At 68.6% G+C, this 24123-nt stretch carries 16 protein-coding genes; 12 read left to right on the forward strand and 4 right to left on the reverse strand.

Going from position 1 to position 24123, the window contains the following annotated elements:
• The first annotated feature begins 430 nt into the window (after window positions 1-430).
• Together yicI and ACFYSH_RS11650 are read left to right on the forward strand one after the other, a co-directional pair.
• Window positions 431-2659 (forward strand): alpha-xylosidase, encoded by a 2229-nt coding sequence (gene yicI, locus ACFYSH_RS11645; protein ID WP_359472999.1) that lies wholly within the window; start codon window positions 431-433, stop codon window positions 2657-2659.
• Between the two features lie 63 nt (window positions 2660-2722).
• Window positions 2723-3349 carry a histidine phosphatase family protein gene (locus ACFYSH_RS11650; RefSeq protein WP_359473002.1) on the forward strand — a complete coding sequence of 209 codons (627 nt, stop codon included), beginning with the start codon at window positions 2723-2725 and terminating at the stop codon, window positions 3347-3349.
• A gap of 45 nt (window positions 3350-3394) precedes the next feature.
• Here the strand turns inward: ACFYSH_RS11650 and ACFYSH_RS11655 are convergent, their stop codons facing one another.
• Window positions 3395-4603, reverse strand: coding sequence for a lactate 2-monooxygenase (locus ACFYSH_RS11655; RefSeq protein ID WP_388752018.1), 1209 nt, complete (start codon window positions 4601-4603; stop codon window positions 3395-3397).
• Window positions 4604-4774: 171 nt separating this feature from the next.
• Here ACFYSH_RS11655 and ACFYSH_RS11660 point away from each other — a divergent pair, with 171 nt between their 5' ends.
• The 3 genes from ACFYSH_RS11660 (at window position 4775) to ACFYSH_RS11670 (ending at window position 9264) form a co-directional block, all read left to right on the forward strand.
• The gene (locus tag ACFYSH_RS11660) at window positions 4775-6460 is read left to right on the forward strand and encodes a carboxylesterase/lipase family protein (RefSeq protein ID WP_388752020.1); all 1686 of its coding nucleotides are present in this window, start codon (window positions 4775-4777) and stop codon (window positions 6458-6460) included.
• Complete coding sequence (locus ACFYSH_RS11665; RefSeq protein WP_359473011.1) at window positions 6457-7446, forward strand: amidinotransferase; 990 nt, start codon at window positions 6457-6459, stop codon at window positions 7444-7446. The genes ACFYSH_RS11660 and ACFYSH_RS11665 overlap by 4 nt, the downstream gene beginning before the upstream one ends.
• 120 nt (window positions 7447-7566) lie before the next feature.
• Window positions 7567-9264, forward strand: coding sequence for an LCP family protein (locus ACFYSH_RS11670; RefSeq protein ID WP_359473013.1), 1698 nt, complete (start codon window positions 7567-7569; stop codon window positions 9262-9264).
• A gap of 87 nt (window positions 9265-9351) precedes the next feature.
• On the opposite strand, the gene ACFYSH_RS11675 is transcribed toward ACFYSH_RS11670, so the two are convergent.
• The 3 genes from ACFYSH_RS11675 to ACFYSH_RS11685 all read right to left on the reverse strand — a co-directional run bounded on the left by ACFYSH_RS11675 (window position 9352) and on the right by ACFYSH_RS11685 (window position 14941).
• Window positions 9352-9999, reverse strand: a complete 648-nt coding sequence (locus ACFYSH_RS11675; protein ID WP_388752023.1) for a class F sortase — start codon at window positions 9997-9999, stop codon at window positions 9352-9354.
• Between the two features lie 55 nt (window positions 10000-10054).
• Window positions 10055-10798 (reverse strand): hypothetical protein, encoded by a 744-nt coding sequence (locus ACFYSH_RS11680; protein ID WP_388752025.1) that lies wholly within the window; start codon window positions 10796-10798, stop codon window positions 10055-10057.
• Between the two features lie 294 nt (window positions 10799-11092).
• Window positions 11093-14941 carry a GH92 family glycosyl hydrolase gene (locus tag ACFYSH_RS11685; protein WP_388752027.1) on the reverse strand — a complete coding sequence of 1283 codons (3849 nt, stop codon included), beginning with the start codon at window positions 14939-14941 and terminating at the stop codon, window positions 11093-11095.
• 495 nt (window positions 14942-15436) lie between these two features.
• Between ACFYSH_RS11685 and ngcE the strand changes: the two genes are divergently transcribed.
• From ngcE to ACFYSH_RS11720, 7 genes are all read left to right on the forward strand, one after another.
• Complete coding sequence (gene ngcE, locus ACFYSH_RS11690; protein WP_359473024.1) at window positions 15437-16885, forward strand: N-acetylglucosamine/diacetylchitobiose ABC transporter substrate-binding protein; 1449 nt, start codon at window positions 15437-15439, stop codon at window positions 16883-16885.
• Between the two features lie 50 nt (window positions 16886-16935).
• Window positions 16936-17859, forward strand: a complete 924-nt coding sequence (locus tag ACFYSH_RS11695) for a carbohydrate ABC transporter permease (RefSeq protein WP_388752030.1) — start codon at window positions 16936-16938, stop codon at window positions 17857-17859.
• 97 nt (window positions 17860-17956) lie between these two features.
• Window positions 17957-18874: a carbohydrate ABC transporter permease gene (locus tag ACFYSH_RS11700; RefSeq protein ID WP_388752032.1), complete on the forward strand. Its 918-nt coding sequence runs from the start codon at window positions 17957-17959 to the stop codon at window positions 18872-18874.
• A 278-nt stretch (window positions 18875-19152) separates the two neighbouring features.
• A complete protein-coding gene (locus tag ACFYSH_RS11705; protein ID WP_359473030.1) occupies window positions 19153-20352 on the forward strand; it encodes an ROK family transcriptional regulator in 1200 nt (399 codons plus the stop codon).
• Window positions 20353-20471: 119 nt separating this feature from the next.
• Window positions 20472-21587 carry a substrate-binding domain-containing protein gene (locus tag ACFYSH_RS11710; RefSeq protein WP_359473033.1) on the forward strand — a complete coding sequence of 372 codons (1116 nt, stop codon included), beginning with the start codon at window positions 20472-20474 and terminating at the stop codon, window positions 21585-21587.
• Between the two features lie 378 nt (window positions 21588-21965).
• Window positions 21966-22754 (forward strand): ATP-binding cassette domain-containing protein, encoded by a 789-nt coding sequence (locus ACFYSH_RS11715; protein WP_359473036.1) that lies wholly within the window; start codon window positions 21966-21968, stop codon window positions 22752-22754.
• Complete coding sequence (locus ACFYSH_RS11720) at window positions 22751-24028, forward strand: sugar ABC transporter permease (protein ID WP_388752035.1); 1278 nt, start codon at window positions 22751-22753, stop codon at window positions 24026-24028. The genes ACFYSH_RS11715 and ACFYSH_RS11720 overlap by 4 nt, the downstream gene beginning before the upstream one ends.
• The last annotated feature ends 95 nt before the right edge of the window (window positions 24029-24123 follow it).

A 24123-nucleotide genomic window follows, 5' to 3' on the forward strand; every position in this document is an offset into this window, starting at 1 on the left:
GCGGGACGCGTCGCGTCACCGAACGGGTCGTTGCCACGCCAGCCCACGGTCCACAGACCGAAGGTGAACCTGTCCGCGGGGGTGGGAGTGAAGCGGTCCGACATTGCACAGCCTCTTGTCGACGTCAGGCCCGGACGACAGCTCCGCCGCCCGGGGCCAATTTGTTTGGTTGCAGTACTAATACGCCATCCCGTCGAAGGTTTCTAGACCATTTCCGTGACGTATCGGTCACGTGGCGCCAACATGGCAGATCCGGGCGCACATCATGCGATTCGGCTACTCGGGCATTCCGGGAATTCCCGCCGCGCACCAGCCCTGTCGGCCGCATTTGTTTTGTGTACGATCAAAACTGAGAGGACCCGCAGCCGCGCTTGCCGCAGGCGCCCTGACGTCCCGCCCAGCACCCCCTGATCGGCTAAGGACCACCCCCATGAAGTTCACCGACGGCTTCTGGCAGATGCGCAGTGGTGTGCACGCCTCGTACGCCACGGAAGTCCGCGATGTCCGCCTCGACGACGACCGTCTCGCCGCTTACGCCGCCGTCAAGCGCGTCACGCGCCGCGGCGACACGCTGAACGCCCCGCTGATCACGGTGGAGGCCTACGCGCCGGCCGAGGGCGTCATCGCGGTGCGCCTCACCCACCACGCCGGCAAGAGCCGCAAGGGCCCCGACTTCGGGTTGCCGGGCTCCGCCCCGCAGTCCGCCGCCACGACCCGCACCGAGGGCACGGCCGCCGAGCTGACCAGCGGGCCGCTGACGCTGCGCCTTCCCACCGAGGGCGTCTTCGGTCTGGAGTTCCTCGACGGGGACGGCCGGGTCCTGACCTCCGCCGGCCGCAAGGGCAGCGCGTTCGCCACCGTCGACGACGGCAGCCACCACATGTTCGCCCAGCTCGCCCTCGGCGTGGGTGAGACCGTCCACGGCCTCGGCGAGCGTTTCACGCCGTACGTCAAGAACGGCCAGGTCGTCGACATGTGGCAGGCGGACGGCGGGACCAGCAGCGAGCAGGCCTACAAGAACATCCCGTTCTACCTCTCCTCGCGCGGCTACGGCGTCTTCGTCAACCACCCCGGCAAGGTCTCCTTCGAGATCGGCTCCGAAGCCGTGGGCCAGGTGCAGTTCAGCGTCGAGGACCAGACGATGGAGTACTTCGTCGTCGCGGGCCCCACCCCGAAGGACGTCCTGTCCCGGTACGCCTCCCTCACCGGTCTCCCGGCGCTCCCCCCGGCCTGGTCGTTCGGCCTCTGGCTGACGACCTCCTTCACCACCTCCTACGACGAGGCCACGGTCACCTCCTTCGTCGACGGCATGGCCGAGCGTGGCATCCCGCTGAGCGTCTTCCACTTCGACTGCTTCTGGATGCGCGAGTACCAGTGGTGCGACTTCGAGTGGGACCCGGCCGTCTTCCCCGACCCGGAGGGCATGATCGCCCGGCTCAAGGACAAGGGCCTGAAGATCTGCGTCTGGATCAACCCGTACATCGGGCAGAAGAGCGCCCTGTACGAAGAGGGCGTGCGCGAGGGCTACTTCGTCCTCACCCCCGACGGCGACATCTGGCAGTGGGACAAGTGGCAGGCCGGCATGGCGTTGGTCGACTTCACCAACCCCGAGGCCACCGCGTGGTACCAGGCCAAGCTCAGGGTCCTCCTGGACCAGGGCGTCGACGGCTTCAAGACCGACTTCGGCGAGCGCATCCCGACGGACGTCGTCTGGCACGACGGCTCCGACACCGAGCGCATGCACAACTACTACACGCACCTCTACAACAAGGCCGTCTTCGAACTCCTGGAGGAGGAGCGCGGTCAGGGCGAGGCCGTCCTCTTCGCCCGCTCCGCCGCCGCAGGCGGCCAGCAGTTCCCGGTCCACTGGGGCGGTGACTGCTGGTCCTCCTTCGAGGCCATGGCCGAGTCCCTGCGCGGCGGCCTCTCGCTGTCGTTGTCCGGCTTCGGCTTCTGGAGCCACGACATCGGCGGCTTCGAGGGCACCCCCGACCCGGCGGTCTTCAAGCGCTGGCTCGCCTTCGGCCTGCTCTCCTCGCACAGCCGGCTGCACGGCTCCTCGTCCTACCGCGTGCCGTGGGAGTTCGGCGACGAGGCGGTGGACGTGGCCAGGCAGTTCACCCGCCTCAAGCACCGCCTCATGCCGTACCTGTACGGCGCGGCCGTCGAGGCCCACCGCACGGGCGTCCCGACGATGCGCCCGCTGCTGCTGGAGTTCCCGGACGACCCGACGGCCCGCACGGTGGACCGCGAGTACCTGCTGGGCGCGGACGTCCTGGTCGCCCCGGTCTTCACCGAGGACGGGGAGGTGGAGTACTACGTCCCCGAGGGCACCTGGACCCACTTCCTCACCGGCGAGACGGTCTCGGGCCCCGCCTGGCGCCGCGAGACCCACGGCTTCGACAGCCTGCCCCTGCTGGTCCGCCAGGGAGCGGTCCTGCCGCTCGGAGCGGACGAGTCCCGCCCGGACGGCGAGTGGCTCGACCACCTCGAACTCCGCGTCTACGTACCGGAGGGCACCGGCGACTTCACCCGCACGGTGACGGTCCCCGACCGCACGGGCGCGGTGGCCGCGACGTACGAGGTGAGCCACGAGGGCGGCGAGGTCAGCGTCACGACGGACACGGACCAGCCGTACACGGTGACGGTCGTAGGCTGACCTCTTACGGCCCTTCCGAGCCGGCCCCGCCCGGGGCCGGCTCCCCGGCGCAAGGTGGAGTCCATGGGTGAGCTGCTTCTGATCCGGCACGGCGAGACGGAATGGTCCCGCTCCGGGCAGCACACGAGTCACACGGACCTGCCGCTGACCGACCTCGGGGAGCGGCAGGCCCGCGCCCTCGTTCCCGTCCTCGAGGAGCGCAGCGTCGGCCTCACCCTGGTCAGCCCCCTCCTGCGCGCCCGACGCACCGCCGAGCTGGCCGGCCTGCGCGCGCCGCGCGTCACGCCGGACCTGCACGAGTGGGACTACGGCGCGTACGAGGGCATCACCACGGTGGAGATCCGGCGCACCCGCCCCGACTGGGACCTCTGGCGGCACGGCGTCGCCCCCGGCCCCCAGGACCACCCCGGTGAGTCCCCGTCCGAGGTCGCGGACCGCGCCGACCGGGTTCTGGCCGAGGTCGCCGCGGCGGCCTCCCGCATGGGCCACGACGACATCGCACTGGTCGCCCACTCCCACTTCCTGCGCGTCCTCACGGCCCGCTACCTGGGACTGCCGGTCACCGGCGGTGAACTCTTCCAGCTGGCCACGGGCGCGGTCTCGCGCCTCGGCCGGGAACACGACAAGCCCGTCGTCAAGGCGATGAACATCGCCATCCCGAGGAGCATGTTCGAGGCGGCGGGCTGCTGAAGGGCCCACCGGCGTGAACCGTCACGCCGCACCCGTCGACGGTCGTCACGACCACAGCGCCCGTCCGGCCGCCGGGGCCCGTACGAGACAGTGGGGGCCGAGCTCCGCGGGCCGGGTGCAGCCGGACAGGGCGAGTGTCAGCTCGAACTCCGCGAGGAGCGTCCGGATGACGTGCTCCACGCCCGGCTCGCCGTCGAGAGCGAGACCGTAGACGTAAGGACGGCCGAGCAGTACCGTCCGCGCGCCCAGTGCCAGGGCCTTCAGCACGTCGTCCCCGGTGCGGATCCCGCTGTCGAACAGCACGTCGAGGCGGTCCCCGGCCGCCTCGACGACCGCGGGCAGTACGTCGAGGGACCCCACCGCGCCGTTGACCTGACGCCCTCCATGGTTGGACACGACGACACCGTCCATTCCGGTGTCCACGGCGTTCCGTGCGTCGTCCGGGTGCTGAATGCCCTTCAGAACGATCGGCCCCTTCCAGTGTTCGCGCAGGAACGCCAGGTCCTCCCAGGTCTTGCCGGGGTCTCCCGACATACGGAAGAAGTGGGCGACGGCGGCCTCCGGATCCTCCTCGACGGGTGCGGCGAGCCCTGCCAGGAACGCCGGGTCGGTGAAGTAGTTCGCCGTTCCCACCCCGTGCAGGAAGGGCATGTACGCCTGGTCCAGGTCGGCCGGCCGCCAGCCGAGGAGCCAGGTGTCCAGCGTGACCAGGAGCGCCGTGCAGCCGCAGGCGGCGGCACGGGCCAGGAAGCTCTTCGTGATCTCCCGGTCCTTGGCCCAGTACAGCTGGAACCACCGCTCGCCGTCCCCCATCACCTCCGCGACCTCTTCCATCGGCGTACTCGACGACGAGGACAGGACGAACGGCACCCCCTGTGCCGCAGCGGCGCGGGCGGCGGCCTTCTCCGCCTCGGGGTGCGCCACAGCCAGGGCGCCGACGGGCGCCAGCGCGACGGGAACCCGCAAGTGACGGCCGAGCACCTCGACCGACAGGTCCCGCACGCGGACGTCACGCAGCATCCTGGGCACGATGCGCCACCCGTCGAAGGCCTCACGGTTGGCGCGCGCCGTACGTCCGTCGCCGGCGGCGCCCACCACCGTCCCCACCGGCCCGGAACCGAGCCGCCTCGCGGTCATCGCCTCCAGGCGGTTCAGATCCGTCGGCAGCCGAGGAGGCGCCCCGGCCAGACCGTCACGAAAGATCTCGTGCTGGAACGCCGTCCAGTCCATGCCGTGTCCCGCTTCGCCCTGCATGGGGCATCTCTTCCGCGCCCCGGACCCGCACGACGGCACCCGGCGAAGTTTCACCCGGTCGGATCCGCTGCCCCTCGCGTCCTGTTGGCGAGGTGCGCACACTTTTCGGGGCTCCACTGTGAATATGTCCGGTATTCCCTCCTTGTGGTACATGACAGGAGACAACCGGCCATGCCAGCGAAACGCACGGCGCTCATCGCTCTTCTCGCGGGCGCGCTCTACCTGGTGGTGGGTGTGACGGCCACGGACTCGCTGCTCCCGGCGGGGGCCAGGGGCGGTGACACCACCACGACGGCCCGCACCGACACCGGCCTCGTGCGGGGTACCAGAACGGCCACCCACACCGTCTACCAGGGGATTCCCTACGCGGGGCCGCCCAAGGGCGCCCACCGCTGGGCCGCCCCGCGTCCGGTGCGGCCCTGGGCCGGCGTACGGGACGCGACGAGACCGGGCCCGCTGTGCCCCCAGGTCGCCTCGGCCTACGCGGACGTCGCGAGCCTGGAGGAGGACTGCCTGGTCCTCAATGTCACCACGGGCGCCTCGGCGGCCGCGCGAGGGCATGCGCCCGTCCTGGTGTGGATCCACGGTGACGGGGCGGTGGGGGGAGGCGCCTACTTCGACGCCCGGCGCCTCGCCGACCGTGGCCTGGTGGTGGTCACCGTCAACTACCGGCTGGGAGTGTTCGGCGGCTTCTCCTACCCGGGTCTCGAGGGGTCGGGGACGTTCGCCCTGCAGGACCAGCAGGCGGCGCTGCGGTGGGTGCGGCGCAACGCCGCCGCGTTCGGGGGTGACCCCGGCAACGTCACCGTGGCCGGTTCCTCCTTCGGCGCGGCCGCCATCAGCGGGCACCTCACGTCGCCGGGGGCCCGGGGGCTGTTCCACCGGGCCGTCCTGGCCAGCGGCGAGGGGATGATGGACATGCCGGCCGGGGCGATGGGGGAGGGTGTGCCGGCCTATCCGCACTACACCTGGCGTACCGGGCAGGAGTCGCGGGACACCGGTGTCGAGATGACCTCGTCCCTGGGCTGCGCCGGCCCGGACCCGCGGCGGGCGCTGCGATGCCTTCGGGCCCTGCCGGTGAAGAAGGTGCTGGAGGTTCCGGACATCATGAACGCCTTCCAGGCGTTCGCCTACGGCAACGAGGTGCTTCCGGAGCTGCCGGAGGCGGCGCTGGGACAAGGCCGCTTCCTCCGTGTCCCGCTGATGTCCGGGGCCACGCTGGACGAGCACCGCCTGTTCGTCGGAATGGCCCATGACGCGATCGGCTCCCCGTTCACCGCCGGCCAGTACGCCCGCGCCCTCGTCACCGCCTTCGGCCGGGACGCGGAGACGGTGGGCGCGCGCTACCCGGTCACGGCCTTCCCGTCGCCGGCGCTGGCCTGGTCCACCGTGGTGACCGACCGGATGTGGGCCCGCGGCACCTACGCTCAGGCGACCGCGTTCGGGCGCCGCACACCGACGTACGCCTACGAGTTCGCCGACCGGGACGCCCCGATGTACCTGCCCCTTCCGGGGGCCTTCGACTTCGGGGCCTACCACGCGGGCGACACCCCGTACGTGTTCGAGGACCCGGACGCGCAGAAGTACTTCACCGACGCGCAGGTGCGCCTGTCCGACACCATCACCGACTACTGGGCGCAGTTCGCCCGAACCGGCACACCGAACCGGCCGGGGCTTGTGCGATGGCCCCGGTTCGAACCGGGGGGCGCCGTACCGCACACCCAGTCCCTGGGGCCGGACAGGATCGGGCCGGTCGACTACGCAGGGGAACACCGGCTCGACTTCTGGCGCCGTCTCGCCGGACAGGGGACTTCGCCGGCACCACGGCCGACCGAGGGCAAGGAGCAGATGTCATGAGGGTTCCTCACGTCACCCACGACTGGGGTGTGCTCAAGGAGACAGTCGTGGGCAGGGTCATCGACTTCACCTTCCCGGCCGAGCTCGCCGCGGGAGTCCCCGACTTCCTCGGCTTCCTCCCCGAGCGTACGAGGGAGAACATGCCCCGGTGGGCGGGAAAGCTCTGGTCGCAGGCCGATCCCGAGGGTTACGGACGGTGCGTCGAGCAGGTCGAGGGACTGGCCCGTTTCCTCACCGCACGCGGGGTGAGGGTGCACCGCCCACGCGCGCTCAGCGAGAACGAACTGGAGTTGTACGACGGCGGGTTCAGCAGCCAGACCTTCGTACGCGATCCGATGGTCGTCATCGGCGACCGGGTCATCGAAGCGGCGCTGCGGCTGCCGTCCCGCTACAAGGAACGCTTCGGCCTGCGACCCGTCCTCGAGGAGGCGGAGGCACGCGGGGCACGCTACTCGGTCATGCCGCCACCCGTACCCCTGTCGTCGGCGGACATCCCCACGGCCGAGGGCCCCTTCCTGGAGGGCGGCGACGTCCTGCTCATGGGCCGTGACATCCTCGTCGGCACCGGCAGCGCCGCGTCCGACGCGAGGGGCGCCCGTTGGCTGGAACGGCTGCTCGGTGACGACCACCGCGTCCACCGGGTGCCCCTCTCGGAGCGGGTGATCCACCTGGACGACGGCCTCACCACCGTCCGTGAGGGCCTCGCCGTGGTCTGCCGGGAGCAGTTCACCGACGGGCTGCCCGCACCGGTCGCCGACTGGGAGCTGATCGACGTCAGCCTCTGGGACGCCGTCAACCTCCTGGCGGGCAACAGCCTGGTCCTGGCCCCGGGCGAGGTACTCGTCGACGAACGGCTGACGGATCTGGCCGAAGCCCTCACCGCTCGCGACGTCACCGTGCACACCCTGCCTTACGACGCGGTGACCCCCTTCGCGGGTGGTTTCCGCTGTTCCCACCACCCGCTGGTGCGGGAGCTCACCGGGTGACCCTCGGAGCGCGCCACGAGGACGTGTGGTGAAGGTGAGGGAGGAGTGCACACCCACAGTTAGGATGACGCGTCGAACAATTAGGCGACTTGGGTGATACCTGACAGGGGACTGGGGGCCATGGACGCACAGACCTATGGTGGGGCGGACGAGGTCGACCCCGCGGACCAGTGGGTGGTCAATCCCGAGACCGGGACCTACGAACTGCGCCTGGACGGACCGTCAGCAGCCGGCCCCGACGGTGATGCCGGGGCCGCGCACCCTTCGCCCGACAGTACCGCCGCGCCCGCACCGTCCCGCGTCCCCCGGCAGCGCGGCCGTCGCGACGCATCCGCTCCCGGCACCGCGTCCGGAGCCGGCCGCCGCAAGCCCAAGCGGCGCAGCAGGAAGAAGGCGCTGCTGTGGACGGGAGGCGGCCTCGCGTTAGTCCTCGTCGGGTCGTCGGCGTACGCGTACTACTGGTACGACCGCCTCGACGGCAACATCACCACCGTCGACATCGGCGACGTGGGGAGCGACAGCGTCCTGGCGGGCGGCCCGGCCAACATCCTGATCATCGGCAACGACGTGCGCGTCGGCAAGGGCAACGAGGGTTACGGCAACCGGGACAACGTCACCGGCCACGCCGACACCACCCTCCTCTTCCACATATCGGGCGACCGCACCAACGCGACCGTGGTGAGCATCCCCCGGGACCTCATGACCATGATCCCGGACTGTGAGACCAAGCAGCCCGACGGCTCGACCAAGGTCATCGCCGGCTCGGCGTCCCCCACCAAGTTCAACGAGTCCTTCGGGGTGAACGGCCGGGACCCGGGCTGCACCATGCGTACGGTCGAGGGCATCACGGACCTCGAGGTCGACCACTTCATGATGTTCGACTTCAACGCGGTCAAGACGCTGTCCACCGCGGTCGGCGGTGTCAAAGTGTGTCTGAAGGAACCCATCAAGGACGAGGACGGCGGGTCCAAGCTCGACCTGCCGGCGGGGGAGAGCCGGATCGCGGGCGAGGACGCGCTGTCGTTCCTCCGCAACCGGCACGGTCTCAAGAACGAGAGCGACCTGGACCGGATCGAGATGCAGCAGAAGTTCGTCGCGTCGATGATGCGGCAGCTGAAGGAAGACACCCTGAGCAGCCCGACGAAGATGCTCGATGTCGCGGAGGCGGCCACCAACGCGCTCACCGTGGACAAGGGGATAGGCACCGCGGGCAAGCTCGTCACCCTCGCCAGGGAGCTCGGCAAGATCGACCTGAAGAACATCACCCTGATGACGCTGCCGGTGGTCGACAACCCGGACGAACCCACGCCCGTCACCGTCGTCCCGAACCCGGTCGAGGCGCCGAAGGTCTTCAGCATGCTGCAGAACGACGTGTCCTTCACCGAGGTGAAGAAGCAGAAGAAGGCGGCCAAGGACAAGCAGGCCGCGCTGCTCGAAGGGCCGCGGGCGGAGGCGGCGGACGTGCGTGTCGACCTCGCCAACGGCGGTGCGCCGAGTGGCTCGGCGAGTGCGGTCCTGGGCTGGCTGCAGAATTCCAAGGGTGTACTCAAGTCCAGCAACGTGGGCAACGCCCCGAAGGACGTGGCCGCGACGACGCTGGAGTACGCGCCGAACCAGGCCGACCAGGCCCGTGCGCTCGCGGACCTCATGGGACTGCCGGCGTCGGCACTGAAGCCCGGTACGACGGACGCCACCGGGACGGAGGCGATGACGCTGGTGCTCGGGGCGGACTTCAAGGAGGCCGGCACACCCGTCGCCGCGCCGAAGAAGGTGGACGTCAGGCAGTCCCGGGCCGACGACAGCGTGTGCGGGGCCTGAGGGCTGTCCCGTGGACGGCACGGACGGCCGGTACCTCGCCCCCGAGGTACCGGCCGGTCCCATGGGGCGGGAAGTGCGGCGGGCGGGTCAGGCCGCCTTCCTGAGTGACGTCAGGTGGGCGAAGGCGACGACGTTGGCGGAGTAGCCGCTCTTCTTGTCGAAGCGCCCGCCGCAGGTCATGAGCCTGAGCTCGGGACGGCCGGTGGCGCCGTACACCTTGTCGTCGGGGAACTTCTCCTTCGTGTACGTCTTCACCTCGTCGACGGTGAAGACCGCGGTCTGCCGGTCGGCCCGGGTGACCTTCACGGTGTCACCCCGGCGCAGGGCGTTGAGATTGAGGAAGATCGCCGGTCCCGTCGCGGTGTCCCGGTGGCCGACGAGCAGGGAGGTGCCCGCCTCCCCGGGGGACGGTCCCTTGCTGTACCAGCCGACCAGCTTCGGCTTGCTCAGCGGCGGCGCGCCGAGCCGGCCCTTCTTGTCCAGGGTGAGGCCGGTGACGGAGGCCTCGATGAAGATCGCGGGGACGGCGACCCGCAGCGGCCGGGAGTGCACCAGCGGTGCGTGCGACACCGGCACCTTCGCCTGCGGCTCGCGCGGTGCCCTCCGGAACGGCGCGGCCCCGCCGCCCGCGGCGTCGCCGCCGCGGACGGCGGTGACCGACGAGGCGTCCTCGGGCGAGTCCGAGGACGCCCACACGACGCCGGTCACCAGCGAGAAGGTCACGCACAGGGTCATGGTGAGCCGGCATGCACGGCTCGGCCCCCGTCGTCGTCGCCGTCGGCCGCGGGTGTCAGGGCTCGTTACGGGCACGACGGCGTGCGGATCGACGGACCATGATCAGCCCCGCGATTCCGGCGGCACCGGCGACCAGCGCGGCCGAGGCGCCGACGTTCGACTCGCTCTGGGAGCTCACGCTCTCCATGTCCGGGACGCCGCCGCCCCCTGCGGGCACGGCGCCGGACGGCTTGTCGTACGACTTTGCCGAGCCCTCCTCGCCGTCCTTCTCGTAGCCCTTCTCGGCGTCCTTCTCGGCGTCCTTCTCGTAGTCCTTCCCAGCACTCGACTCCGAACCGTGGTCGCCGTCCTTCCCGTGTTCATCGCCCTGACCCGGCTTGGGGGAGCAGTCGACCTCGAAGCTCCGCTGCTTCGGACCCGCCGGGACGGTCCACACCAGCAGGTACGTGCCCTCGGGGAGCAGGTACTGCTGGCTGCGGGCCTGGCCGTTCACGAGCGGGAGGGTGCCCAGCAGCGTGTCGCCCGGGGGGACGGTCGGCGGCTGCTCGGTGATCGTCCATGGGACGGACTCGAAGGACTGGAAGTTGCTCGCCTTGAGCACGAACTTGCAGACCTCCACGCCCTCGCGGTCACCACGCGAGTGCCAGCCGACCGAGGTGACTTCAAGGTTGCCGCTGTCCCCGGGCAGGGCGTAGGCGGCGGGGGCCCCGGCCAGAGTGGCGCCGGCGACGGCGACCGCAGCGGCCATCGTGACGCCCGTGCGGGCGCTGCGGGAGCGGGCGGAAGCGGAAATGCGCATGCTGGGCTCCTTCAAGCCGAGATGATTGTCGTACTGATCACCTGATCGCCTAAGAGATGACATGGATGGTCCGAGAAGTGGGTCGGGACACCGCGAAGGGCCTGAAAATACCCCGACCAGCCCATAGCGGATCAGCCGGGACGCCGTCGGCGCCGCGCGCCCGGTGATCCGCGTGTGCGTCCGTGGGGGCGGTGGCAGCACCACGCACCGGGGGGGGGGCCCCCCCCCCCGCCCGGGGGGGGCCCCCCCCCCCCGGGGGGGGCCCCCCCCCCCGGCCCGTGGAACGTCAGGCGGTCAGGAGATCAGCTCGATCTCCGCCAGCGTCGCCGGTGTCGCGCTCACCAGCCGGTACTTCGCGTACACACCCGGCGCCCGCACCGAGAACGCCCGCGTCTGCTTGTCCCAGGCGAACGTCTGGCCGGACCGCTTGTCGAGGTCCTTCCAGGTCGTCCCGTCCGCCGACCCCTGGAGCACCCAGCCCGTGGGGGCCTTGGCGGCGGTGGCCGAGGTCAGCGTGTACTGGACCGCCTTCGTGCCCTCGGCCGCCGGCAGGTCCACCGACTCGACCGCGGCCGAGGTGGCCGAGGTGTTGTCGTACAGCGCGCCGTCACCCTTGAGCACGTCACCCCGGGGCGCCGGCACCTTGTCGTCCTTGGTGATCGAGACCGGGGCGGCGTTCTTGCCCGTGCCCCACGCCGACGGCTCGGAGCCCATGTCGAACTCCAGCACGCCGCCCTTGGCCAGCAGGTCGTGCGGCAGCGAAGTGGACGCCCACTTCTTCCCGTTGACCTTCAGTCCCTGGACGTAGATGTTCCTGGCGCTGTTCTTCGGGGCCTTGACGACCAGCTCGCGGCCGTTCTCCAGGTGCACGGTCGTCTTCTTGAAGAGCGGCGAGCCGATCGCGTACTCACCGCTGCCCATGACCAACGGGTAGAAGCCGAGCGAGGAGAAGAGGAACCAGGCCGACTGCTCGCCGTTGTCCTCGTCGCCGTGGTAGCCCTGACCGATCTCGCTGCCGGTGTACAGCCGGCCGAGGACCTCGCGGACCTTCTCCTGGGTCTTCCAGGGCTGCGAGGCCGCGTTGTACATGTACGTGGCGTGGTGCGCGACCTGGTTGCTGTGACCGTACTGGCCCATCCGCACGTCGCGTGCTTCGGTCATCTCGTGGATGACGCCGCCGTACGAACCGACGAACTCGGGCCCGGCGGTCTCGGGCGTCGAGAAGTACGTGTCCAGCTTCTCGGCCAGTCCGTCGCGGCCGCCGTAGAGGTTTGCCAGCCCGCGGCTGTCCTGCGGGGCGGTGAAGGCGTAACCCCAGCCGTTGGTCTCCGTGTAGTCGTAGCCCCAGACACGGGGGTCGTACCGGTCGGAGGGCACGCGCCAGTCACCGTCGGCCTTCTTGCCCTGGAAGAAGCCGGCCTTCTCGTCGAAGAGCTTGACGTAGTTCTGCGCGCGGTTGAGGAAGTACGCGGACTCCTCCTTGTAGCGCGCCTTCTTCGTCTTCTCGTAGAGGGCCTTGCCCATCTCCGCGATGCCGTAGTCGTTGAGGTAACCCTCGAGCGACCAGGAAAGTCCCTCGTGCGTCGAGGTGTTGGCGTATCCGGTGAAGACCGAGGTCTCCATGCCCTTACGGCCGACACCCGAGGACGGCGGAGCCACCGTGGCGTTCTTGACCGCCGCGTCGTACGCCGCCTCGGCGTCGAAGTCGACGCCCTTGACGTACGCGTCGGCGAAGGCCACGTCGGAGCTGGTGCCGGTCATCAGGTCGGCGTAGCCGGGGGAGGACCAGCGGGAGGTCCAACCGCCGTCCTTGTAGTGCTGGACGAAGCCGTCGACCATCTTGCCGGCCTGTTTCGGCGAGAAGAAGGAGTACGCCGGCCAGGTCGTCCGGTAGGTGTCCCAGAAGCCGTTGTTGACGTACACCTCACCCTCGACGAGCTTCGCGCCGGTGTGGGTCGGGGTGTCGGTGCCGGTCTGCGGCGAGAAGGGGCTCGCGTAGGTGCTCTTGCCGTCGACCTGCTCGAAGCCCGAGTTCGGGTAGAGGTAGAGCCGGTAGAGGCTGGAGTAGAGCGTGGTCAACTGGTCGGCGTTCGCACCCTCGACCTCGACCTTGCCGAGGATCTTGTCCCAGGCCTTCTGCGCGTTCTTCCTCACCTTGTCGAAGGAGGTCCTCGCCGGCAGCTCCATGGCGAGGTTCTTCTTCGCCTGGTCGACGCTGATCAGCGAGGTGGCCAGCCGCAGGTTGACCGTGCGGTCCTTACCCGCGTCGAAGCGGAAGAAGCCGGTCACGTCGTCACCGCCGCCGCCCTTCAGCTTGCCGCTGTCGGTGACCGGCGCGTCGAAGGAGCCGTACACGAAGAGCCGGGTGGCGCCGGTGGACAGGCCGCTCTTGACGTCCGAGTAGCCGGTGAAGGAAGCGGTCTCGGGGTCGAGGGTCAGTCCGCCCCTGTTGTCGACGTTGTCGAAGACCAGGCTCGCGTGGTCACCGGGGTAGGTGAACTTCATCCGCGCCGCGTGGTCGGTGGGCGTCATCTCGGCCTTGAGGCCGTTCTCGAAGGTCACCCCGTAGTAGTGCGGGGTCGCCGTCTCGTTCTCGTGGCGGAAGGGCAGCGCGCGCGCCGTGCGGGAGGCGTCGGGCGTGCCGGAGGCCGCCGACGGCATCATCTGGAAGGTCTGGCGGTCACCCATCCAGGGGCTCGGCTCATGGCTGGCGCTGAACGCCTGGAGCGTCGGCAGGTTGTCCTCGTTGTTGCCGCGCGCGTAGTCGTACAGCCAGCTCGTGGAACCGGCGTTCGTGACCGGTGTCCAGAAGTTGAAGCCGTGCGGGACCGCGGTCGCCGGGATGTTGTTGCCGCGCGAGAAGCCGCCGCTGGAGTTCGTGCCGCGCACGGTCGACGCGTAGTCGGCGAGGTGCGCCTTGCGCTTCTCGGGTGCCTTCGGGGCGATGGTGACGTCGTCGATCCAGCCCTGGAACTTCGACGGGCCCTTGGGGGAGTCGTACGCCACCAGGATCCGGTCGACGGTCTTGCCGGCCGCTACCGTGCCGATGCGCGAGGCGACCTTGTTCCACTGGTTCACGTACAGCCGTTTGGCGTCGGCCTGGCCCTGCGGGGTCAGCAGCCCGCCGTGGCTGTCGGTGGCCTTCAGCTCGCTCAGGTACGTGCCGTCGGTGAAGGCGAGGTCCACCGCCACGTGCGTGGCGGGGTAGTCGAGGTCGGTCTCGCCCATCTGCGGATAGACCAGGTAGGAGAGCTGCGTGTCCTTGGTGACCGCCGTGTCGACGTCGAAGACCTTGTTGTACGAGTAGGCGTGGCCGTCCGGCTTGTGCGTGCCCGCGTACCGCAGGGCCTTCTTACCGGTGAACCCCGCGCCCTGCTTGGCGGTGGGGGAGCCCGAGGGGCCGCGGTCGGGCTGCGAGCGCATGTCGTCGGGAGTGGGGGTGGACGTGTCCCCGTCCGAGAACTGCACGTCGGCGAGCTGGAGCGCGTCGGATGCGCCGTTGTTCTTCGTGATCTCCAGCCGGAAGTGCTGGTAGGCGGTGTCCGTCGTGAAGTCGTACGACTTGGTCTGGAAGCGTTCGGAGAACGTCTGGCCCGTGCGGGTGTCCAGGTCCGTCCAGGTCCTGCCGTCGGCGGAACCCTTCAGGACCCAGTCCCTGGGGTCGCGCTCGGCGTGGTCGTTGGCGGACGTCAGGGCGTAGGTGACGACCTCGGTGGGCGCGGCGAGGTCGAACTCGACCCAGCCGGTGGGCGCGAAGGCCAGCCACTTGGTGCCGGACTCGAGGTCGGTCAGGTTCTCCTTGACCTCGCCGCCGCCGGAGTTCTCGCCGCTGGCGCGCAGATCCGTGACCTGGTCGGTGACATTGCCCGGTATCCCGGAGGAGAACCCACCGTCGACACCTGAGGCACGCTTCTTCCCGTCGGTTCCCGCCTCGACGGTGTTGCGCCAGTCCGGCTGCCTTTCGTCGGCCTCGAACGAGGAGCTGAACGACGTGTCGCCGGAGGGCTTCTGCGCGGCGCCGGGCTGCTGTGCGAGGGCCGTGGTGGGGGCGGCCAGGGCCATGACGAGAGAGGCCGCGAGGACCGCGGCGGATCGACCGTGTCTGTGACGGGGGTCGAGATGAGGACCACGTAGGGGCTGCATACGGAGTCGTTCCTCCTGGGGGCATGCTTGGACAACGTTGTCAGCAGGGGATGCGGGTTCCAGTAGGGAGCCAAGTGGCCGGATGTGTCAAGAGTGTTGCGTGGAGCGACACGGGTGATTCGACCGTATTGCGGAAAACGGTGATTCTGCGCCAAGGCGCGCGGTGCCGAGGAGTCGCCGAGGTCTCAACTCGGGAAAGACTGCCGCTCAACCCTGCTTTCGATCTTGCCCAGTTGGCGGCAAGTGGACTATACCTGTCGGCGTCCGCACAGCCGTTTCACCACGGCACGCGGGCGCGGGGGAGGGGGAACAGCTGTGGGCGCGCGAGGTGGCCCGCCGTAGGTTTCCCCGGAACTCCTCCACTGCTTCCAGTAATCCGGCAATGTGCACGATCCGAGCGCAACTGACTGCGGTGGCGGGGCCCTTCGCCTGAGGCGAATTCATCACGGGTGACCGGTACACCGCCTGAGTCCTGGAGAAGGCGAGGACTTGAGCATGGGATTCATCTCCGGCCGCACGAATGAGGGCCTTGGCCGTCGCGATGTGATCAAGCGTTCTGCCGCACTCGGCCTGATCGCCGTTCCGACGATGAGTTTCCTGTCGGCGTGCGCGAGCAGCGACAGCGGAAGTGACGAGAAGGCCGAGAAGGGCACCAAGAGCGCGAAGAACCCGCTCGGTGTCAATGAGACCGCGGCCCTGGAAGTGGTCATCTTCAACGGTGGCTTCGGCGAGCAGTACGCCATCGACGCCGAGAAGAAGTACAACGAGGCCTTCCCCAAGGCGCCGAAGGTCAAGCACTCCGCGACCGAGAAGATCCAGTCGATCCTGCAGCCGCGCTTCAACGGCGGCACCCCGCCCGACCTGATCGACAACTCGGGCGCCGAGCAGATGGACATGGGTGTCCTGGTCGGGAAGAAGCAACTCGCCGACCTGACACCGCTGATGGACGCCCCGTCCTACGACGACCCCGCCAAGAAGGTCCGCGACACGCTGCGCCCCGGTGTGCTGGAGATGGGCCAGTTCGACGGCGACCCGGTCTGGGTCATGTACTACGCGTACACCGTCTACGGAGTCTGGTACTCGCAGACCAACCTCGAGAAGCTCGACGCGACGTACCCGGAGACGTGGGACGACATGCTCGCGCTGTGCGCGAAGGCGAAGAAACAGGGCATCGCGGGCTGGACGTACCCGGGCAAGTACCCGTACTACCTGCCGTTCTCGCTCTACCCCTTCATCGCCAAGATCGGTGGCCGTGAGGTCCTCGACAAGATCGACAACCTGGAGCCCAACGCCTGGAAGGACCCGGCCGTCAAGGCCGCGTTCGAGGCGTACTACGAGCTCTTCCAGAAAGGCTACGTCCTCAAGGGCACGCCCGGTCTCACCCACATCCAGTCGCAGACCGAGTGGACCAAGGGCAAGGCGCTCTTCATCCCGAACGGCTCGTGGGTGGAGAACGAGGCCGCGCCCACCACGCCGGACGACTTCAAGATGATGGTCGGCGCACCGTCCAGCCTCGACTCGTCCGACGCGATGCCCTTCGGCACCCTCTGGGCCTCCGGCGGTGAGCCGTTCATCGTCCCGGCGAAGGCGAACAACGTCGAGGGCGGCATGGAGCAGCTGCGCATCATGCTCAGCGAGGAGTCCTCCAAGAACTTCACCAAGTCGGTGAAGTCCCTCAGCGCCTTCAACGGCGGCACCGACGGCCTGACGCTGTCCACCGCGCTGCAGTCCGGCGTCGACGTCCTGGCGAAGGCCGGCGAGAACGTGGTGAACCCTCGCATGCAGGACTGGTACGTGAAGCTGCAGAAGGAGCAGATCGGTATCGCCGGCCTCGGCGAGATGATGGCCGGCCGCGCGACCCCGGCGGAGACCATCAAGAAGATCCAGGCCTTCGCCGACGCGGCGGCCAAGGACCAGTCCATCAAGCACTACAAGCACCGGTGAGCCACCGTCACCAGCGGCGGCACCCGCTCGGAAATCGGGGTCGGTAAACGATGCAGCACGGCAGGTACCGGTTCATCGTGGGGTTTCTGGCAGCCCCACTGGCGTTGTACGCCATCTTCGTCATCTGGCCCTTCGTCCAGTCCATCTACTACTCGTTCACGGACTGGACCGGACTGAGCGCGGACTTCCGGATGGTCGGCTTCGACAACTACAGCCGGATGCTCGGCGACGACATCTTCTGGAAGTCCCTGCAGCACAGTGTGCTGCTCGCAGTGCTGCTGCCGCTGGTGACGCTGGGTCTGGCGCTCTTCTTCGCCTTCATGCTCAATGTCGGCGGCCGTCGGCGCAAAAACGCCGCGGTCGCCGGTGTGCGGGGTTCCGCTTTCTACAAGATCGCTTATTTCTTCCCCCAGGTCCTGTCGATCGTGATCGTGGCCCTGCTCTTCCAGTTCGCGTTCAACCCGACGTCGGGAATGCTGAACGCGACACTGAAGGGCGTCGGTCTCAAGAGTCTCCAGCCGGACTGGCTCGGCGACCCCGACCTGGCGCTCTACTGCGTGATGGTCGTGCTGATCTGGTCGACGGTCGGATTCTTCGTCGTCCTCTTCTCCGCCGGCATGGCGTCGATTCCGAAGGACTTCTACGAGGCCGCGCTGCTCGACGGAGCCAGCCGCGTCACGACGTTCTTCAAGATCACACTGCCGCTGCTCTGGGACACCGTGCAGTCAGGCTGGGTCTACATGGGCATCCTGGCGCTCGGCGTGGAGGCCTTCACGGCCGTACAGGTCATGACCGTGGGGCCGGGGGGTCCCGACTACTCCACCACCGTCCTGCCGCTGTACGTCTACCAGACGGCCTTCCGGGACGCCCAGGCCGGATACGCGACCACGATCGGCGTCGGGCTGCTCGTCGTCACCATGCTCTTCGCGGGCATCGTGATGCGACTGGGCCGGCGCGAGCGGCTGGAGTTCTGATGGGGGTCGCTGCGGAACACGGCGACCTGGCCCCCGGCTCCAGGCGAATCAGTTCGGTCCCGGTGGCCGGCTCGACAGATGTACGAGGTGAGCACACGTGAAGGTCACTGAGACTCCTCCCGCCGCCCCGGCACCGCGTTCGCCGGTGACGAAGGCGAAGGCCCCGGTGGACGGGCCGGCCGAGAGCAGCGAGGGCAGGGTCCTCAACGTCTTCTCGCACGGTGTGCTGGTCATCTGGGCGGTGCTCGTCGTCATGCCGCTGCTCTGGGCGGTGATGTCGTCCTTCAAGACGGACGACTCGATCCTGTCGAGGCCCTGGGAGCTGCCGGACGAGCTGCACTTCGAGAACTGGTCACGGGCCTGGAACCAGGCCCACATGAGTGACTACTTCCTCAACACCATCCTGGTGGTGGGCGGTTCACTCATCGGCACGCTGCTGCTGGGCTCGATGGCGGCGTACGTGCTGGCGCGGTTCGACTTCCCGGGCAACCGCTTCATCTACTTCCTCTTCATCGGCGGGATGAGCTTCCCGATCATCCTGGCGCTGGTCCCGCTGTTCTTCGTCATGAACAACATGGGCCTGCTGAACTCGGTGCACGGGCTGATCCTGGTGTACATCGCGTACTCGCTGCCGTTCACCGTCTTCTTCCTCACCTCGTTCTTCCGGACCCTGCCGACCTCGATCGCGGAAGCGGCCATGCTCGACGGCGCCTCGCACACCCGGACGTTCTTCCAGGTGATGCTGCCGATGGCGAAGCCGGGCCTGATCAGCGTCGGCATCTTCAACTTCCTCGGCCAGTGGAACCAGTACATGCTGCCGACGGTGCTCAACACCGATCCGGACGGCAAGGTGCTCTCCCAGGGGCTGGTCGAACTCGCCACGAGCCAGGGGTACAAGGGGGACTGGTCGGGCCTCTTCGCGGGTCTGGTCATGGCGATGCTGCCTGTCCTCGCCGCCTACATCGTCTTCCAGCGCCAGGTCGTCGCGGGGCTGACTGCGGGGGCGCTCAAGTAGGGGCGGTTCCGAGGAGCGCGTTCACGTGTCAGCAGCTGTGGTCGTCACCCTGTGGCGACAACAGCCACCATGAACGAACAGGCCTCCTGGCCAGGAACCACCCCTCGGCAGGGCCGAGGGGTGGTTCCTGGCCGTTTCCACCGCTTTCGCCGCTGTCCGGATGTGGAGGCCCCATGCTCACAGGAGGCTGCGGCTGCTCAAGGTCTTGACGGGGAGCACCCCAAAACGCTCAGCTTAGAGTTCACATGTTGGAGAAAACGGCAGGAGTGAGTGAGTCGATGGAGACTCCGGGGTCGCAGACGTCTCTGCATCGGGCCAACCTTGAGCGGGTCGTACGTGCCGTAAGGATGGCGGGGTCCCTGACCCAGGCCGAGATCGCCAGGAGCACCGGTCTCTCCGCAGCCACTGTCTCCAACATCGTCCGTGAACTCAAGGACAGCGGCACGGTCGAGGTGACCCCCACCTCGGCGGGCGGGCGCCGCGCGAGGAGTGTCTCCCTGAGTGGGGACGCGGGGATCGTCATAGGGGTGGATTTCGGGCACACCCACCTGCGGGTGGCCATCGGCAACCTGGCTCACCAGGTGCTGGCCGAGGAATCCGAGCCGCTCGATGTCGACGCCTCGTCGGCGCAGGGGTTCGGCCGGGCGGAGCAGCTGGTCAACCGCCTGATCGAGACCACCGGGATCAGCCCCGGGAAGGTGATCGGCGTAGGCCTCGGTGTACCGGGCCCGATCGACGTCGAATCCGGCACGCTGGGCTCCACCTCGATCCTTCCGGGCTGGACGGGCATCAATCCCGGCCAGGAGCTCGCCGGCCGCCTCGGTGTGCCGGTGTACGTGGACAACGACGCCAACCTCGGCGCGCTCGGGGAGCTCGTCTGGGGCAGCGGCAGGGGTGTCAAGGACCTCGCCTACATCAAGGTCGCCAGCGGTGTCGGCGCAGGTCTGGTGATCGACGGGCACATCTACCGGGGCCCCGGGGGCACGGCCGGCGAGATCGGCCACATCACCCTCGACGAGTCGGGACCCGTCTGCCGCTGCGGCAACCGCGGCTGCCTGGAGACCTTCACCGCCGCCCGGTACGTCCTGCCGCTGCTCAGGCCCAGCCACGGGGCCGATCTCACCATGGAGCGGATGGTCCAGCTGGCCCGCGAGGGCGACCCGGGCTGTCGCAGGGTCATCGGGGACGTCGGCCGGCACATCGGCAGCGGGGTCGCGAACCTGTGCAACCTGCTCAACCCGAGCCGGGTGGTCCTGGGCGGATCCCTCGCGGAGGCGGGCGAGCTGGTGCTGGCGCCCATTCGCGACTCGGTCTCGCGCTATGCCATTCCCAGTGCCGCGCGACAGCTCTCCGTGCTCCCCGGAGCGCTCGGAGGACGGGCCGAGGTGCTGGGCGCGCTGGCCCTCGTGCTCAGCGAGATGGGGGATTCGACCCTTTTGGAGAGCACCCTCCCTGCCGCCACTCCTGCCTTCACTTAGATAACGAATGGCACCGTTGTCATCTCGTTAAGAATTTACTCCTTGACGCCGCCCCTGCGGCCGAGTTGACTTCCAGCCACCTCGGCCGCAACGTCGCGGCCTCGTCAGGGAGGTTCGAAATGAACACGCGTATGCGTCGTGCCGCCGTTGCCGTTGCCGCCACCACCATGGCCGTCTCGCTCGCTGCTTGCGGCAGTGCCAAGGAAGCGGGCGACAAGACCGGTTCGGAGTCGGCTCCGGCCAAGAAGGGCGACGACCTCAAGATCGGTCTGCTCCTTCCGGAGAACGTCACGGCCCGCTACGAGAAGTTCGACAAGCCGATCATCGAGAAGAAGGTCGGCGAGCTCACCGGCGGCAAGGCGGAGGTCGTCTACGCCAACGCCAAGCAGGACGCCACGCTGCAGGCGCAGCAGGTCGACACCATGATCACGAACAAGGTCGACGCGCTCATCCTTGACGCCGTCGACGCCAAGGCCATCGAGAACAGCGTGAAGAAGGCCAAGGACGAGGGCATCCCCGTCGTCGCCTTCGACCGTCTCGCCGAGGGCCCGATCGACGCCTACACCTCCTTCGACAACGAAGAGGTCGGCCGCGTGCAGGGCACGGCCCTGCTGGAGGCCCTGGGCGACGCCGCCAAGCCCACCGTCGTGATGATGAACGGCGCGATCACCGACCCGAACGCCGCGCTCTTCAAGAAGGGCGCCAAGTCGGTCCTCGACGGCAAGGTGACGTACGGCAAGGAGTACGACACCAAGGAGTGGAAGCCGGAGAACGCCAACGCCAACATGGAGGGCGCGATCACGGCCCTCGGCAAGGACAAGATCGCCGGCGTCTACTCCGCCAACGACGGCATGGCGGGCGGCATCATCCAGGCCCTCAAGTCCGCCGGTGTCTCCAAGCTCCCGCCGGTCACGGGTCAGGACGCCGAACTCGCCGGTGTCCAGCGCATCATCACCGGTGAGCAGTTCATGAGCGTCTACAAGCCCTACCCGCAGGAGGGCATCGTCGCCGCGGAGATGGCCGTCGCGCTCGCCAAGGGCGAGAAGCTCGACACCATCGCCACGTCCAAGGTCGACAACGCCGGCACGAAGGGCATCGCCACCGTGCTCGTCCCGGTCGTCTCGCTGACCAAGGCCAACATCAAGGACACCGTCATCAAGGACGGCATCTACACGCTCGACGAGATCTGCACGGCCAAGTACAAGGCCGCCTGCACCGCCGCCGGACTCCAGTAGGCCGCAGGCGGGACCGGCCACCTCGGCCGGTCCCGCTAGGGCGTGTTTCGAAAGTCCCGCCTGCCTGGCGACGCCTGGCACGCACGCTCGCCGCGTTGTCGGGATCACCCCGATACATCCAGTATCGGGGCGAACCTCCGCCTTGCGATCGCACGCACCAGACGCCGCCAGGCTCGCCCTTCGGGCGGACGGCGCTACTTTCGAAACACGCCCTAGGCCCGCTGCACGAAGCCTGTCCGGTGCCTCGCCCACCAACTGTCCCGCTGCCGGGCGGGGCGCCGGGCGGAACGCTACGTGCCCACCCTTTTCATACTTCTGCTCAAACCACCGTGCCTTCCCCCAGGCGCGGTATCCCCGCCGGGTCAGGCGGCGAAGGAGATGGTTCACGTGTCCGCTACGCCCGTGTTGGCGTTGCGAGGGGTCTCCAAGCGATTCGGTGCCGTCCAGGCGCTCACCGACGTAGAGCTTGAGGTCCACGCCGGTGAGGTGGTCGCCCTGGTGGGTGACAACGGCGCCGGTAAATCAACGCTGGTCAAGACGATCGCCGGGGTCCACCCCATCGATGACGGAGTCATCGAGTGGGACGGCCGGACGGTCCCGATCAACAAGCCGCACGACGCCCAGAACCTGGGGATCGCGACCGTCTACCAGGACCTCGCGCTCTGCGACAACATCGATGTCGTCGGCAACCTGTACCTCGGCCGGGAGCTCCGCAAGTTCGGGATCCTCGACGAGGTCGAGATGGAGCGGCGTTCCCGCGAGCTCCTGAGCACGCTGTCGATCCGCATTCCCAGCGTCCGCATCCCGATCGCGTCGCTCTCCGGCGGTCAGCGCCAGACCGTCGCCATCGCCCGCTCGATGCTGGGCGAGCCCAAGCTCGTCATCCTCGACGAGCCCACGGCCGCGCTCGGCGTCGAGCAGACCGCGCAGGTCCTCGACCTCGTCGAGCGGTTGCGCGAGCGGGGCCACGCGGTCGTCCTCATCAGCCACAACATGGCCGATGTGAAGGCCGTCGCCGACAAGGTCGCCGTGCTCCGGCTCGGCCGGAACAACGGGGTCTTCGACGTGAAGACCACCTCGCAGGAAGAGATCATCTCCGCCATCACGGGCGCCACGGAGAACGCCGTGACCCGTCGTGCGGCGCGCAACGCGGAGGCTCAGAAGTGACAACCGACAAGACGTCCACCGCAGTGGTCAACCCGGAGGCGGCCCAGGGCGCCGACACCGTGGTGGACCCCCGGCTCCTCGTGCGCGAACAGGGCCTCGGCGGCTACCTCACCGAGTTCAAGCGCAAGATGCGCGGTGGTGACCTCGGCTCGATCCCCGTGATCATCGGCCTGATCATCATCTGCGTGGTCTTCCAGAGCCTGAACTCCGAGTTCCTCTCGGCGAAGAACATCAGCGACATCGCCGTGACGATGGTGGCCACCGGCATGATGGCCGTCGGCATCATCTTCGTGCTGCTGCTCGGCGAGATCGACCTCTCGGTCGGCTCGGTCAGCGGGGTCTCGGGCGCCGTCGTCGCCGTGCTCAGCGTCACGCACGGCATGAACGAGTGGCTCGCCATACTCGTCGCCATCGTCAGCGGCGCGGTCATCGGGGCCATCCACGGCTTCTTCTTCGCGCGGATCGGCGCACCGGCGTTCGCCGTCACCCTCGCCGGTCTGCTGTTCTGGCTTGGCTTCATGCTCCAGCTGCTCGGTGACACGGGCACGATCAACCTGGACAGCGACGGCGTGGTGGGCAGCCTGACCACGTACTACTTCTCGGACGTCGCCGCCGCCTACAGCCTCGCCGCCGTCGCGGTGATCGCCTACTTCCTCTCCGCGTTCCTGGACACCCGCCGGCGTGAGGCCGCCGGAATCCCCTCGCGGCCGCTCGTCGACATCGTGATCCGCACCGTCGTCCTCACGGTGTTCGCCTTCGGCGCGGCGTTCATGTTCAACCAGTACCGCGGTCTCCCGCTGGCCCTGGTCCTCTTCCTGATCGTCCTGGTCGGTACGGACTTCGTCCTGCGCCGCACCTCCTACGGGCGCAAGATCTTCGCGCTCGGCGGCAGCGTCGAGGCCTCCCGGCGCGCGGGCATCAACGTCACCGCGATCCGGGTCTCGGTCTTCGCCATCGCCGGCACCTTCGCGGCCATCGGCGGCCTGTTCTGGGCCTCCAAGATCGCGGCGGCCAACCAGGGCTCCGGTGCCGGTGACCTCCTGATGAACGTCATCGCCGCGGCCGTCATCGGCGGCACCAGCCTCTTCGGCGGCCGGGGACGCACCTGGAACGCGCTGCTCGGCGTCATGGTGATCGTCTCGATCCAGTACGGCCTCGCACTGGAAGGCATCGCCACACCGATCAACTACATGATCACCGGCGCTGTTCTTCTCATCACGGTCGTCATCGACTCCATCACCCGCAAGACACAGAAGACCGCGGGCCGCGCCTGACCGTCGCACCTGCGCACATGTGCCCGGCATCCTCGCGGTGCCGGGCATCCGCGCGTCCGGCACGGCCTGGCGCGGTGCAACGGAATGCGCCGCCC

It is taken from the genome of Streptomyces sp. NPDC005791 (assembly GCF_042871485.1).
Lineage (GTDB): Bacteria > Actinomycetota > Actinomycetes > Streptomycetales > Streptomycetaceae > Streptomyces.